Origin of the sequence: Pseudoalteromonas sp. SCSIO 43095 (genome assembly GCF_023650455.1) — a bacterium.
GTDB lineage: Bacteria > Pseudomonadota > Gammaproteobacteria > Enterobacterales > Alteromonadaceae > Pseudoalteromonas > Pseudoalteromonas tetraodonis.
The window spans coordinates 444,928-459,359 of record NZ_CP087995.1; the positions used below are offsets into that span (position 1 = coordinate 444,928).

A 14,432-nucleotide genomic window follows, 5' to 3' on the forward strand; every position below is an offset into this window, starting at 1 on the left:
AGTAAAAATGACAAGTAAAGCACCGCAAAATTTAATACATAAGGAGGTGGTTGTATGTAAGTGCTTCCTTATTGTTACGGTGTTATTGAGCATAATAGGGTTATAAAAAAAGGCAGTTACCTTATATTAACAAAGCTTATTATCTTTGCTAGTAAAAATTAATAGTAAAGTTTGATGTAGCGCATGAATGGGTAAATCTTATTTTTATAACTGTATTTCACTAGGGGTTTTATTAAAGTGGCGTTTAAACTCACGGCTAAACTGTGATGCACTGGTGTAACCTACTTTAAAAGCAGCTTCATTTGCTTTGCTGCCCGCTGTGGTAATTAACTCTTTTGCTTTAGCTAAACGTACTTTTTTTAAGTATTGTAAGGGAGATTCAAACGTTACCTGCCTAAATGCACGATGAAAAGAGGAGACACTCATATTGACCTCTTCAGCTAAACCTTCAACAGTAATAGGGTTTGCATAGTCCTGATGCATCGTTGCTAGTGTGCGAGCTATACGCGCATAATGGCCATCATGCATAGCTAGGCCTATTAAAGTATTCCCTTGGGGGCCGCAAAGGACACGATACACAAGCTCTTTTACTATATCTTCGCCGAATATCTCAGCTTCAAGTGGATTATTTAAAACTGTTAATAACCTATACGTCACTTGCTCCATTGCGCAGTCTAGCTTGGCGGATTGTACTGCACCAATGTGCGCGCTGGAGACTGATAAAGGCTGGTGCTGCATCATCTGATTAACCAGCTTGTGCAACATGGCAGGATTTATATCTATAGCAATGCCCATAACCGGTAAGTCATTATCAGTAAACGCTTCACACTCTAATGGGACAGGTACACCTAGTACCAAGTAATCACCTTCGCCGTATTTTATTTGATGTTCTGGGAAATGAATTATTTTATGGCCTTGGCCAACCACGATTATGCCTGAATTATAAATAAGCGGTTGGCGTGGTGAGCTTTTGGTAGCGCGATGAAAATACACCCCAGGAATAATTGTTTCCATGGTGCCCTCAAAGCTTAGTAAATTATTGTGCTCGGCGTATTGTTGCAACATTTTGGCTATGATGGGCATAAAAGTATCTGTAATTAAAATATTTTGCGTAAAATAACAGTGCTGGTAGTTTTAGGCAAGCTTCTGGCAGTTATTGGGCTTTTTATATATTAACTTTGCCACTAATATGCATCCATCAAAGCTTTACTTGATATGTAACTAAGTAAAGCATTATAAAATTAACCGTCACCTAGGAGCAAAATAATGAAATTTAGCTACGTAAATCCCACTCTCATCCAATTTGGCCAACAGCAAATTGCCGCACTTAGCGACTTGATCGCAAAAGATCAAAAAGTATTGGTTGTTTATGGCGGCGGCTCAATTAAAAAGAACGGCGTGTATGACCAAGTTGCTGCTGCACTTGAAGGTTTTGATTGGGTCGAATTCTCGGGTGTGGGTGCTAACCCAACAATTGAAGTACTTGACCAAGCGGTTAAAATTTGTAAAGAACAAGATATCGACTTTGTATTAGGTGTCGGCGGCGGCTCTGTAATAGACGGCGTTAAATACATTGCCGCTTCTGCAGTATACGACGGCGAAGGTTGGGACATTCCTACTGGTAAGCATACAATTACTAGCGCATTACCAATTGGTGCCGTATTAACGCTACCAGCTACAGGTTCTGAATCTAACCAAAACTCAGTAGTAAGCAAAGAAGCGACTAAGCAAAAATTGCCGTTTGCTTCACCAGAAGTACTGCCTAAATTTGCGATTATGGATCCTGATGTAATGAAAACATTACCACAGCGCCAGCTTGTAAATGGCTTAGTTGATGCGTGGGTGCATACGTGTGAGCAGTACCTTACGTTCCCTGAAGGCGCATTGGTACAAGAAGGATACGCAGAGGCACTATTAAAAACGCTCAAAACACTGGGCGATAACTTTGAAAACCAAGACGATGCATGGCGTGCAAACCTTATGTGGGCAGCTAACCAAGCACTTAATGGCTTAATTGGTTCAGGCGTATCGCAAGATTGGGCAACCCACATGATTGGTCATGAGCTTACTGCTGCCTATGGTGTTGACCATGCGCGTTCGCTTGCTATTGTTCAGCCTTCTTTATTGCGCAATCAATTTGCAGTTAAAAAAGCGAAACTAGAGCAAATGGGTAAAAACGTATTTGGCCTTGAGCAAACAGATGATTTAGCAGAGCAAACAATTCAAGCGATTGAAGCGTTTTACCACAGCCTTGAGGTTGCAACACAGCTAACTGAACATGGTGATGATAAAGCGGCTGCCATTGATAATATTATTGGCAAACTAGAAGCACATGGCATGGTTGCCCTTGGTGAAAACCAAGCGATTACGCTAAAAGAAAGCCGTGAAATTTTAGAACATGCGGTTGCTTAAGCGTTAATTTTAAAAAACCACTGGCTATTAAAGCCGGTGGTTTTTTGTTTTATAGTTAACCTCAGTAAACGCAATTGGCGCCATTAATTGATAAAAAGCCCTTTATTGTCGTTTGCCGCTAATATACTATGTGGCTTTAATTGGTTAGGTTTATTTAAGTCAATTTTAGGCTGAGAAGATAGCTAAATTATGCGCTCAAATCGTTTGTTAATGGTCATGTTACTCGTGCTTGTGCACAGCTTTATAAGTTGTGATGGCGCTGCATACCATTTACAAGAAGACGTTGAGCATGTAAGTAACGCATTATCACAAAACACTATAATCGCTGATAATGACCATGGACAAAGCGATAATCAGCCACCGGTTGAGATTCATGCACACCAACATTGTCACTGTGGCTATTACAGCACACTTAGTCACGCTATTATTCCTCAACAAAGTAAACCCACAGTACTTGTGTATTACCATAGTTTAAATTATCCACCTGATGTACCTCCACCGAATTCATTTAGCTAGTTTTTAATTTAATTTCAATTAATTATTGTGCTTTTAGCTGCCTGCGCGTAAGCGTTTTATGGGCTGTTATGGCATGTTTAAATTGCTAACTATTTTACACTGTCGCTATCTTTTGCGTAGGTTGTGAATGGTTTGCAAGTGAACTCTGTTTATTAAAAACGGACAAGTTATATGAATAAAAAATCAATTATGTTGGTGGTGATGCTGTGCACGCTGCCTGCTTTTAGTGCGTTTGCAAATGTTAAAACACTAACTCTAAAACAAGCGTTGATAAATACCGAGCAACAAAATCCGCTATTAAAACGCTACCCTTATCATCAAAAAATACTCAGCGCACTTAAATCTCAAGCTGCACTTTCGCCTAACCCTATTTTAAATATAGAAGCTGAAAACTTATTAGGGACAAACGATGCGCGTGGTGTGCAAGACGCTGAAATAACCTTGGCATTTAGCCAGCTTATAGAGCTTGGAGATAAACGCCAAAGCCGCATAAATTACGCAACGGCGAACATTAAAGCCCAAGCAATACAATATCAAAATACTCGGTTAGCTTTATTAGCAACCACTGGTGAGCGATATTACGAGGCGCTTAAATTTCAAACCTTACTTACGCTTAACAGCGAACGACATCACGTGGTGAGCCAAGCTCTCAAAGCAATAAAGCAACGGGCTAACGCCGGCGCTGTATCGCAAGCCGATGTAACCCGTATGCGTTATGCACTAAGCCAAGTTGAGCTTGAGACAGCTAAGCTAAATAGCGAATTTGAGCGAGCGCGTTTATCGCTCAATGAGCTGTGGAATGAGCAACATAACTACACGAATTTCGCAGGGAATATGGCTACCTTAATACCGCTTAAATCTGAGCAAGCGTTACTTAATGCAGTTAACCAAGCGCCTGAGTTTGCCATGTTGCAGCAACAATACTTACAGCAAGCGGCCAACTTAACGCTGCAAAAAGCCAACGGGCAAAGCGACATTAATGTAGGTGCGGGCCTGCGCTACAATCAGCAAAGCGATACCAGTTCGTTGCTGTTTTCGTTTTCTATGCCATTGCAATTGAGTAACCCAAATAGCGGTAATATTGAAGCGGCTAACAGTCAGTTGGCATTGTTACGTGAGCAGCAAGGGCAATTACGGGTTCAGTTACGCCAACAAGTTCGTACCTTGTACACCTATTACCAAGGCAAAACGTTACAGGCGCAGTTGTTATCTGAGCAGGTTATTCCACAAGCCCAAACACTTATTGAGCAAAGTTTAAAAAGCTATCAACGCGGACAAATTTCGGTGTTGCAATTGCTCGATGCCCAACAAGCTCTATTTGACTCTAAACGCGCACTTATCAATACCTATGCAGCGCTATATCAAACGCACCTTACTCTTGAGCGTTTAACTGGCCAATCTTTAACTGAGACTTTTCAATCATGAACAACACGTTTATCGCATTATTAATATTTCTTTCGTCTACAACGAGCGTTATAAGCACACATGTATTTGCCTCAGCAGAGCATGGGCAAACAGAGCAAACCCAAAAACAAGGTGCCCATGGCGGCTTTTTATTAACCAACGCAAAGCTCACTCTTGAGTTAAAGCTGCGAGAATTGGCAGGTAAAGTTGAGCTGCGCGTATATGGTTATGAGCAAAAACAGCCGGTAGATATCAACGATTTAAGTATAGAAATGAACTTAAAACGCTTAGTAGAAGCGCCGCAAAAAATACAATTTACCCGTGAGAATGAGTACCTTGTTAGCACGCAATCGATAAATGAGCCACATTCATTTGAGCTTTTGATTACTGCCAATTATAAAGGTGAGCGCGTTAGCTTTGAGTACTCTCAGCACGAAGGCCAAACTGTGCTTAGCGAGCGAGCAATTAAAGGCGCGGGCATTAAAACAGAGATAGCACAAAGCGGCGAGGTTGATATTTCTGACACGCTGTTTGGTGTTATTGCACCGACACAGCACGGCACAGTAGAAGTGATGGCGCCATATACCGGATTGATCAGCGATATTTTTGTCAGCATTGGTCAAACGGTTCAAAAAGGTGAGGTACTGGCCAGTGTCACCAACCGTGAAACATTGCAAAACTACAGTATTAAAAGCCCCATTAGCGGTGTGGTAACCGAGCAATATTTAAAGCGTGGCGAACTGGCAAGTACTCGTGCGTTAATGCAGGTCGTGAACCTTGATAAAGTATGGGTTGAGCTCTCAGCCTTTCCTGAAAACATCGAAAATCTAGCCATTGGTCAAAGCGCCATCGTGTACGATTTACATCATCATTTAAATGCCCAAGGTAAGGTGTTTTTTATAGCACCTATGATGACCGGCGGGCATATTGCACGTGCCCGTATTGAGCTTAATAACCCTGATGGTCATTGGCGTCCGGGTATGCATGTTAATACTGATGTCAGTATCGATAAAGTCAATGCTCGCGTGCGTGTAAAGCCTGAGGCTATTCAAGAGTTTAACGGCATGGCGAGTGTGTTTGTGCGTAAAAATAATGTGTTTGAAGTACGCCCGGTTACTTTAGGCGCAAAAAATAGCGAGTGGGTTGAAGTCATCGCAGGTTTAAGCCCCGGTAGTGAGTACGTCACTGCCAATAGCTATGTGATCAAAGCCGATATTTTAAAAAGCGGCGCAAGTCACGCTCACTAGGAGGTACCATGATTAACTGGATTGTTTCTTTTGCGGTTAAACGCCGCATGATGGTGCTTGCGCTAACATTTTTATTTGCTGGGTTTGGTGTGTATAACATCCAAAACTTAGCGGTAGATGCTGTACCCGATATTACCAATGTACAAGTGCAAATTAACTCTAAAGCGCCTGGTTTTACGCCGCTTGAAGTTGAGCAGCGTATCACTTACTTAGTCGAAACAGCGATGGCGGGTATTCCTAAGCTTGATTATACCCGTTCGCTTTCTCGCTATGGGCTTTCTCAAGTAACCATTATTTTTGATGAAGGCACCGATATTTATTGGGCGCGCCAACAAATATCAGAGCGTATTCAAAGTATTCGCGCCGATTTACCTAATAATGTTGAGCCAAACCTTGGACCTATTGCCAGTGGTTTAGGTGAAATATTTACCTATAGCGTGCATGCAAAGCCCGATGCGTTAAAAAGTGATGGTATGCCTTACAGCGCCGAAGATTTACGTACTTTACAAGACTGGGTTATTCGTCCGCAGCTTTTAAAAGTAAAAGGCGTAACCGAAATAAACAGCCAAGGTGGCTTTGAGCGCCAGTACCAAGTTGCGCCCATACCAGAAAAGCTCATCGCTTATAAGCTAACAATCAAGGATGTTATTAGTGCACTTGAGCTTAATAACAGCAATCGCGGAGCCGGTTATATAGAGCGCTTTGACGGCCAATATTTAGTGCGCTCACCTGGGCAATTAAAAACATTAGCGGATATAGCAAACACCGTTATTGCTAAGCGTGATGATGCTCCTGTGCGAATTAAAGACGTGGCAAATGTATACTTAGGAAAAGAACTCAGAACTGGCGCGGCTACTTATAATGGCGAGGAAACCGTATTAGGCACGGCAATGATGCTAATTGGTGAAAATAGCCGTGTGGTTGCCAAAGCCATGGCTGACAAGTTGATAGAGGTACAAAAAAGCTTACCTGCAGGGGTTATCGTTGAGCCTGTCTATGACCGTACCAACCTGGTTGATAAAACCATTGCCACAGTACAAAAAAACCTGTTTGAAGGGGCGGTATTAGTTATCGTCATTTTACTGTTATTGCTCGGGAACATCACAGGTGCGCTTATTACCGCCATGGTTATTCCGTTGAGCATGCTATTTGCTATTACAGGCATGGTGGGTAATCGAGTCTCGGGTAACTTAATGAGCTTAGGTGCAATCGATTTTGGATTAATTGTTGATGGCGCGGTGATTGTGGTTGAAAACTGCCTTCGTCAATTAGGGATGGCTCAACATAAACATGGTCGCTTACTTACACTCAGTGAGCGTTTAGAGGTTGTAACATCAGCCACCAAAGAAGTGTTCAGCCCGGCGGTGTTTGGTATTTTAATTATTATGTTGGTGTATTTACCGCTATTTGCACTGAGTGGTGTTGAGGGCAAAATGTTTCAGCCTATGGCGTTTACTGTTGTTGCTGCGTTAATAGGTGCACTTACTTTTGCTGTTACCTTTGTGCCGGCGGCAATTGCCGTATTTGTGCGTGGTAAAGTAGATGAAAGCGAAAATGCAGTAATGCGTGGTGTTAAAAAAATCTACAAGCCAATGCTTAACTTATCGCTTAAATTACCGTGGCTGATGGTGAGCATTGCCACGGTTTTAGTACTAGTACTTGGCTTTAAAGTTAAAAATATGGGCGCCGAATTTTTACCTCAGCTTGATGAAGGTGACATTGCAATGCATGCGCTGCGTATTACTGGCACCGGTATTGAACAATCGGTGCAAATGCAAAAGCAGTTGGAGCAGGCTTTATTAGAGCAGCCTGAAATTGCGAACGTATTTTCAAAGATTGGCACAGCAGATGTCGCCAGCGATCCTATGCCACCTAACGTTGCCGACACTTTTTTAATGTTAAAGCCGCGTGAGCAATGGCCTGATCCGTCACTAAGTAAAGACGCGTTAGTGCAGCAAATTCGTCATCGTGTGAATGAGGTACCGGGTAATAACTATGAATTTACCCAGCCTATAGAAATGCGCTTTAACGAGTTAATTGCCGGTGTGCGTGCCGATGTAGCGCTGCGTATTTACGGTGACGATTTAGCCATACTTAAGCAATTTGGCGAAAAAGCCACCGGCTTAATACGAAATATTACCGGTGCTACCGATGTTCGTTTAGAGCAAATGGAGGGCTTGCCTACACTTTCTGTTACTCCAATGCGAGATCATATGGCGCTACTAGGATTAACTGTAAACGACATTCAACAAACGCTTGCCGCTGCCGTTGGCGGGGTGCAAACAGGGCTCATTTATGAGGGTGATAAGCGCTTTTCGTTATTAGTACGCTTAGATAAGCGTTGGTCTGCTGATGTCTCTGCGCTTGCGCGTTTACCTGTCGCATTACCTCAAAGTAGTAACCCTGAGCTTGCATTTGTACCGCTTGGAGAAGTGGCTACAATTAGCATTGAAAAAGGCCCGAATCAAATAAATCGCGAAAGCGGCAAGCGTAATGTGGTAGTAACGGCCAATGTGACAGGGCGTGATTTAGCCAGCTTTGTAAGCGATGCCCAAGCGAGTATGAATGCAAAACTTAACTTACCTAGCGGTTATTGGCTTGAATACGGCGGTACGTTTGAGCAATTACAATCGGCGAGTAAACGGCTATCGCTGGTTGTGCCTGTGACTTTATTGCTTATTTTTGGCTTACTTTATAGTGCCTTTGGCTCGCTGCGTGATTCACTGATTATATTCAGTGGTGTACCACTGGCACTAACCGGTGGGGTATTAGCATTATTGCTGCGAGATATGCCGCTTTCTATTTCAGCGGGTGTGGGGTTTATCGCGCTGAGTGGTGTAGCGGTATTAAATGGTGTGGTTATGCTGTCGTTTATTAAACAATTAAGAGCTGATGGACTTAGTTTAATAGATGCAATACAAACAGGTGCGCTTTCGCGCCTGCGCCCAGTACTAATGACTGCTTTAGTGGCGAGTTTAGGGTTTATTCCTATGGCGCTAAATACTGGTACCGGCGCTGAGCTACAAAGGCCGCTGGCAACGGTTGTGGTTGGCGGAATTATTTCATCAACTCTGCTTACGCTATTAATATTACCTGCACTTTATAAATTAGTGCATGCAAAGTTTACTAGGCATCAAGCTGCTTAGCTAATTGCATCTTGTTAAGTAACGTAAAAAGCAGCTGTAATGACAGCTGCTTTTTTGTTGTTAAGTAAACTTTGCACATTAATTATATTGAAACAGGTTATCCCAGCGCTCATCCAAAATAGTTTTTGCATGATCTAAATTTATTGCACTATACACATTGTTAGTGCAGGTTACTAAACGCATCCGAGTGAGCTTTTCAAGTGCATCACTAATTTCAAAATCTAGCTCGCATTTATACTTTGTTTTAAACCACGTCTCTATTTGCTCATCAAGCATTTGTGCGCTTAGACCTTTTTCTGATTTTAGTAAAAACGTATAAGCAAGCAGGGCTTCTTTTGTGTCTTCTTCTTCGGCGGTGTCTATAAGGGTATGAAAAACACCGGCGTTGTTATCAAGGTTTTTAAAGTACAGATTATCGCTCAGTGCTTTCATAAATTTAATTTTGCGGTTTTTAAATTTACTCCACTCTTTAAACACAAAACTGCCAAATACTCCAATACCAATGGCTAACGTAATAAAGTGCTGCTGAGTCATGGTAACGGCTTCATCTCTAAACCCTCCCCAAAATGCAAACAAAGCAAACAATAAAAGTAATGAGGCGCCCAGTTTGGTAACTAACACCACAGCACCGCCAATAAGTGCAGATGAGCCAATAATAATTTTATCAATCGGGCGCATCCGCACTTCGCTATTCGGAAACAGCATTTCTAAGTCAGCTTTTGGCACATTTTGAAATAGTTTTACTATGGTCGAACTTGGCTCAAACCCCATAGGTAGTTTATTTTTTGATTCAAAATAGGCTTTATCTTTAAAACGGATAAATACTGCTACGCGATCGTAGTTGGTAAAATGCAGTGGCTTTTTACGTAACCCCCAAAAACTGGTTATGGTTTCGGTGAGTTGCGATTCGCCTCTGCGATAAAAAACCACTTCTTCAAAATCCTCAAACTCTACCTCAAGGCGAACTTTAAAAAGCGATTCTTCGTTGAGTGCATCTTGTAGGTCTTGATGGGTGATCACTTCAAAATTAGCCGCGTTTAATACGTTGGCGAAATCTTTAGCAAAATCGCGTTGGCACTGGGCTTTTTGTTCATCAGTCACGCTGTTTATCAAACGAGTATCGCTATTTGGATCAAAAGGCGCGTAATTATTTTTTAATGACTCAAGTGTGCCATGGTACTGAAAGTGAATTAAGCTAGCTAAAAGTTCACAAAGCTGCTTAAAAGAAGTTTGTTGGTCTTTAGCAAGCTCTTTGACGCACATTGTAATGATGTCGTGTTTTCTAAAGGGAATGTAGCGAGCAGTTTGCATATGGTGAAAATTTTAAAAGTATAATGATATGTAAAGATAATAAAGCAGTCTTTTACTGATTACTATGTTGACTGTATTTCTTCAGGCAGCATTAACCTTATTATGAGATGATTTAATCACTTACATAATTGCTAACAGGACGTTTATGGCTATACAAAAAAAGCTCAAGCAAAAAACACGTCAGTTTATTGAGTCTAAAAATATGCTCAGCGGGATCACGTTTGCTTCGTTTTTAGAATCCACCATAGTGCCCATTCCACTCGAGGCGGTGCTGGTACCGCTAATGCAGGCAAGGCGGGAAAAGCTTTGGCAAATTGCCCTTATGGCAACAATCGGCTGTGTTATTGGGGCGTTGTTTGGTTATGCGTTGGGTTATTATTTATTTGATGTAGTGGGCGATTGGATCATTAATACCTTTTCTAGTCCTGAACAGTTTGAAAACGTTAAGCAAAAAATGCAGGCACAAGGTTTTTGGTTTGTATTAAGCCTAGGTATTGTGCCTATTCCGTTTCAAATTGCGATGCTAGCCGCTGGCGCAACTAAGTACTCGCTGGCACTGTTTTTAGTGGCATCTGCGATTGCCCGCTCCATACGCTATTTTGGGTTAGCGTTAGTGGTATATTATGCAGGCAATCAAGCTGAGCGACTTATCAGTAAACATAAAACTAAAACTATGATTGGGTTAACTATTTTAGTTGCCGTTGGCTGGATCATTAGCACATTAATATAAATTAATCCGTTTTATAATTTATGTTATAGTTTTTAGTAATAATTATAAATCTAATGTAGATATAGCTTATGCTGAATCCGGAAAAAGTGAGCCTCAAGCTCAGCCGCTTTGTTAAAATTACCAGATTAAATAAGCTGTTAATTTTGATGACGCTGGCGTTTATTATTGCTTTCTCAATTTTTTCGTTAATGCGCTTTCCCCCATTAAACATAACCCAAAACCTCTATGGCTTTACCACTGATTTTATTAATTTAGTGGTGATTTTTGCTATTTTTTTTGTAGTGCAATGTTCACGGTTAGCTAAAAAAGCGTATTTATATGTCAGTATCGGTTTAATGCTATGGATTGTAGGCTCTACTGCCGATGTGCTCGATGAAGTGATACGTCAGCCTTTTTGGATAAGTAATTACGTAGAAGACTTATGTCGCACATTAGGTATGCTAATTACCGCTTATGGTTTATTTAAAACCATGCACTTTATGCAGCGAATGCACACCCGCTTGGCGCAAGAATTTATTATAGATGATTTAACGAAAGTGTATAACCGTCGCTGCTTTTATCAGCATGTGAAGGGGGTTGTTAATAATCCTTACACTGTTTTAATTATAGATCTCGACCACTTTAAACGTATTAATGATGATTATGGCCACGATGTGGGCGATAAGGTGCTTAAACAGTTTGCTGATAAAGTGAATCGTCTTTTTAAAGATGAAAATATTTTTGCTCGCATAGGGGGGGAGGAATTCGCCGCTTACCTGCCTAGTTATGAGCTTGATGAAGTACTTAACTTCTCGCAGACTATCCTAGAGACTGCTCGCACTATTACAGTACAAAATCAGCGTTCTTTAACGGTCAGTATCGGTATTGCGCATCGTACAAGCGCCCAGACCTTTGATAATGTAATGAAACGTGCTGATCAAGCATTATACCGCGCTAAAAAAGCAGGCCGTGATCGCCTTGAGTTTGCTTAAACATCGTAATTTTATGAAATAGACTTCGCTTGTGCTATTTTTGGGAACTCTTGTTGCGAGATAAAAAGGAATTGTATGGATGAGTTAATCGGATTAGCAATTATTATATCTATTGTTATTGTTGCAGGGGCCATATGTGGGTTAGTAGCCTTAGTGCAATTGAACTCCCTTAAACAAGAGGTTGCCGCATTAAAACTAAAACTATTTCAGTTTGAGTTAAACGCAAATGCAGCAATAAATGAAAAATCTCCCGCTGATCCTCAAATAGATAATGTAAAACCTCTACACAGCTCAGATATTCCAGCCGCTGTTTATAAGCCAACCAGCATTAAAGCTACATCAGCTCGTAAAACTATAACTAAAAAACCATCGAGTATTGAACTGCTCTTTAAGCAGTTAGGTGCAGGCTTTGAGCAAAATTGGATGACCTGGATTGGTGCTATTGCTTTGGCTTTAGGTGGCGTATTTTTAGCAAAATACAGTTTAGAGGCTGGGCTACTTTCACCTGCAATGAGGCTCAGTGCCGGTGGATTATTTGGCATTGGCTTAATCGCCGCAGCGTATTATTTACATTATAAACGTATCGTTTTTGAAGGCTTTAATAATTACATTCCTGCAGCCCTGGCTAGTGGCGGCTTTATGACTTGCTTTGCCTTAATGTTTTTGGCCTATAACAGCTTTAGTATGCTAAGTGCTGAGTGGGCATTTATTGGCTTAGCAGTGATTGCTTTGTGCGCCAGTGCAATGGCGATTAAGTTAGGTCCTTTACTTGCTGTAATTGGCATTATAGGCGCATACAGTGTCCCTGTTTGGGTGAATACGGGCAGCGGGCAGTTATTTTCTTTGCTTATTTATGTTGCCCTTGTGAGTGTTGCTGCGACAGTAGTGGCACATAAAGTAAAGCGCGTTTGGCTGTGGTATTTATTATGGGCAGGGCATATTGGTTGGTACTTGGTTGGACTCACTTTATTTAACTACGACACAGTGTGGTTAATAGGTGCTTTTGCGTTATTAAGTATTTTAGGGTTAATCGCTATTGCACGCTTAGGATTAACCTTCAACACCCTTGAAGCACGCCCGCACAGCTTTAAACGATTAGTGAATTTATTTCCAGATCACGGGTTATTACTGGCCTTTATGGCGCCTTTAATGATTGCCATGTTGTTGAGTGTGTTTAATTTACAGTGGCAAGTAGTGGCATTGTTAAGCATCGCTTTACTTCTATTTTTAGTGCTAAAAAATAGTCGTTGGGATGCATGGCAAGGAGTCTCTTTAATGATTGCGCTGTTATTAGTGATCAGTGCTAAACAAACTTATACCTTTGATGATGCGTTATTTATTTTTAAAAACGAATACGGGCTTGGCTTATTACTTGCTCTGGGGTTAAGTGGCTATGGACTCTATTTTGGTAATAAATACCCAAAACGATTAGCTTTTCATTTGCTTGCTTCATTAAGCGTGTTTGCATTAGTTGGCACTTTGTATGCGATGATCCCAAATACGGCTTTAGCAACCGCTTATCCACTTTGGGCGGTATTGTTATGTTTAATGAGTGCGGTGTTAATTAAATTTACGCAAAATAATACAACCTTATGGCAGCGTTTTAGTTATTGGGTGGGAGCAAACGCCAATATCACTTTAGCAATTACTATGTTACTCAGCGATAGCGGCCTTACTATTGCACTGGCTATTCAAGTATTACTGCTGAGCTTATTAATAAAAAAATACAGTGTGGCTATGCCACACTGGCCAATAAAAGCCCTTGTGGCGGCATTACTTTTACGCCTTACCTTATCGCCGTGGACGCCTAGTTATGATGATCTAACTATCTTTGATTTGCATTGGAGCTTAGTTGTTTACCCGCTGTGTATTGGGTTATTTTTTGCAGCGGCTAAATGTTTTAATACCTCACAACTAAAAATATGGTTAGAGGGGGCGGCACTGCATTGTTTAGCGTTATTTGTGACAACCGAAACCAGTTATCAACTGGTAGGGCACTACCCACAGCTTTTTTCTTTAAGTTTTTATGAGCAAGTTTTGCTCAGCTGTAACTTGCTTGCTTTAGGCTGCGTTTATTTATATCGCGCGCAAAGTGCAGGGCAGCTGGTTAAGTTATACCGCACTGCAGGTTTGATTTTATCAGCGTTAGCTGGCTTATTATTAATCAATACAACGTTGGATGATAATCCGTTATTAATGCGTCTTTATGTTGGTGAAACGCCAATATTTAACTGGCTGCTTTTAATCTGGTTCGTCCCGAGCCTGCTGGCGTTATGGTTAGCGAGTTTAGTTAAATCGTTAAATGCTAAATTGAGTCAAATTACACTCGGTGTGTCTGGTTTATTAGCCCTGTTAGCTATCAACACCTTGATCCGCCAATATTGGCAAGGCGGCTTTATTTACCTTGATAAGGCAACCAGTGACGCCGAGCTATATAGCTATTCGGTTATTTGGTTATTACTTGGCGCATTGGTGGTGATCGCCGGACATTTAAAACAGCTGCGATTATTACAAAATGTTGGTTTGGGGGTTCTTGGTGCAGTAATTGTTAAAGTATTTTTAATTGATATGGCTAATTTAACTGGGCTTTTAAAGGCATTATCGTTTATTGGCTTAGGGCTTTCGTTAGTCGGGCTTAGTTGGTTGTTCCAAAAACTAAGAAAGCGTAATTATAGCAATTAAGCATAGCTTTAAG

Annotated in this window: 10 protein-coding genes; 8 read left to right on the plus strand and 2 right to left on the minus strand. The window is 41.2% G+C overall.

Features of this window, described 5'->3' with window-relative positions; translation table 11 throughout:
- Nucleotides 1–204: 204 nt before the first annotated feature.
- Nucleotides 205–1,083, minus strand: coding sequence for an AraC family transcriptional regulator (locus LOC50_RS02060; RefSeq protein ID WP_036956599.1), 879 nt, complete (start codon nt 1,081–1,083; stop codon nt 205–207).
- Between the two features lie 183 nt (nt 1,084–1,266).
- Between LOC50_RS02060 and LOC50_RS02065 the strand changes: the two genes are divergently transcribed.
- The 5 genes from LOC50_RS02065 (at nt 1,267) to LOC50_RS02085 (ending at nt 8,725) form a co-directional block, all read left to right on the plus strand.
- A complete protein-coding gene (locus LOC50_RS02065; RefSeq protein WP_013465765.1) occupies nt 1,267–2,412 on the plus strand; it encodes an iron-containing alcohol dehydrogenase in 1,146 nt (381 codons plus the stop codon).
- Between the two features lie 189 nt (nt 2,413–2,601).
- A complete protein-coding gene (locus LOC50_RS02070; protein WP_036981433.1) occupies nt 2,602–2,928 on the plus strand; it encodes a hypothetical protein in 327 nt (108 codons plus the stop codon).
- Nucleotides 2,929–3,099: 171 nt separating this feature from the next.
- Nucleotides 3,100–4,353 (plus strand): TolC family protein, encoded by a 1,254-nt coding sequence (locus LOC50_RS02075; protein WP_250653527.1) that lies wholly within the window; start codon nt 3,100–3,102, stop codon nt 4,351–4,353.
- The gene (locus tag LOC50_RS02080; RefSeq protein WP_250653528.1) at nt 4,350–5,579 is read left to right on the plus strand and encodes an efflux RND transporter periplasmic adaptor subunit; all 1,230 of its coding nucleotides are present in this window, start codon (nt 4,350–4,352) and stop codon (nt 5,577–5,579) included. The genes LOC50_RS02075 and LOC50_RS02080 overlap by 4 nt, the downstream gene beginning before the upstream one ends.
- An 8-nt stretch (nt 5,580–5,587) precedes the next feature.
- Entirely contained in the window at nt 5,588–8,725 is a 3,138-nt protein-coding gene (locus LOC50_RS02085) for an efflux RND transporter permease subunit (RefSeq protein ID WP_250653529.1), read from the plus strand.
- 78 nt (nt 8,726–8,803) lie between these two features.
- Here LOC50_RS02085 and LOC50_RS02090 read toward each other — a convergent pair whose 3' ends face one another.
- Nucleotides 8,804–10,036, minus strand: coding sequence for a TMEM143 family protein (locus LOC50_RS02090; protein ID WP_250653530.1), 1,233 nt, complete (start codon nt 10,034–10,036; stop codon nt 8,804–8,806).
- A gap of 145 nt (nt 10,037–10,181) precedes the next feature.
- Here LOC50_RS02090 and LOC50_RS02095 point away from each other — a divergent pair, with 145 nt between their 5' ends.
- From LOC50_RS02095 to LOC50_RS02105, 3 genes are all read left to right on the plus strand, one after another.
- Nucleotides 10,182–10,766 carry a YqaA family protein gene (locus LOC50_RS02095; RefSeq protein ID WP_250653531.1) on the plus strand — a complete coding sequence of 195 codons (585 nt, stop codon included), beginning with the start codon at nt 10,182–10,184 and terminating at the stop codon, nt 10,764–10,766.
- A 71-nt stretch (nt 10,767–10,837) separates the two neighbouring features.
- Nucleotides 10,838–11,737, plus strand: a complete 900-nt coding sequence (locus tag LOC50_RS02100) for a GGDEF domain-containing protein (RefSeq protein ID WP_250653903.1) — start codon at nt 10,838–10,840, stop codon at nt 11,735–11,737.
- A 75-nt stretch (nt 11,738–11,812) separates the two neighbouring features.
- Nucleotides 11,813–14,419: a DUF2339 domain-containing protein gene (locus LOC50_RS02105; RefSeq protein ID WP_250653532.1), complete on the plus strand. Its 2,607-nt coding sequence runs from the start codon at nt 11,813–11,815 to the stop codon at nt 14,417–14,419.
- Nucleotides 14,420–14,432: the final 13 nt, after the last annotated feature.

Excerpts from the sequence above, each read along its gene's own strand:
- LOC50_RS02060 (WP_036956599.1), bottom strand. The coding sequence starts at position 1,083 with ATGCCCATCATAGCCAAAATGTTGCAACAATACGCCGAGCACAATAAT.
- LOC50_RS02065 (WP_013465765.1), top strand. The coding sequence starts at position 1,267 with ATGAAATTTAGCTACGTAAATCCCACTCTCATCCAATTTGGCCAACAG.
- LOC50_RS02070 (WP_036981433.1), top strand. The coding sequence starts at position 2,602 with ATGCGCTCAAATCGTTTGTTAATGGTCATGTTACTCGTGCTTGTGCAC.
- LOC50_RS02075 (WP_250653527.1), top strand. The coding sequence starts at position 3,100 with ATGAATAAAAAATCAATTATGTTGGTGGTGATGCTGTGCACGCTGCCT.
- LOC50_RS02080 (WP_250653528.1), top strand. The coding sequence starts at position 4,350 with ATGAACAACACGTTTATCGCATTATTAATATTTCTTTCGTCTACAACG.
- LOC50_RS02085 (WP_250653529.1), top strand. The coding sequence starts at position 5,588 with ATGATTAACTGGATTGTTTCTTTTGCGGTTAAACGCCGCATGATGGTG.
- LOC50_RS02090 (WP_250653530.1), bottom strand. The coding sequence starts at position 10,036 with ATGCAAACTGCTCGCTACATTCCCTTTAGAAAACACGACATCATTACA.
- LOC50_RS02095 (WP_250653531.1), top strand. The coding sequence starts at position 10,182 with ATGGCTATACAAAAAAAGCTCAAGCAAAAAACACGTCAGTTTATTGAG.
- LOC50_RS02105 (WP_250653532.1), top strand. The coding sequence starts at position 11,813 with ATGGATGAGTTAATCGGATTAGCAATTATTATATCTATTGTTATTGTT.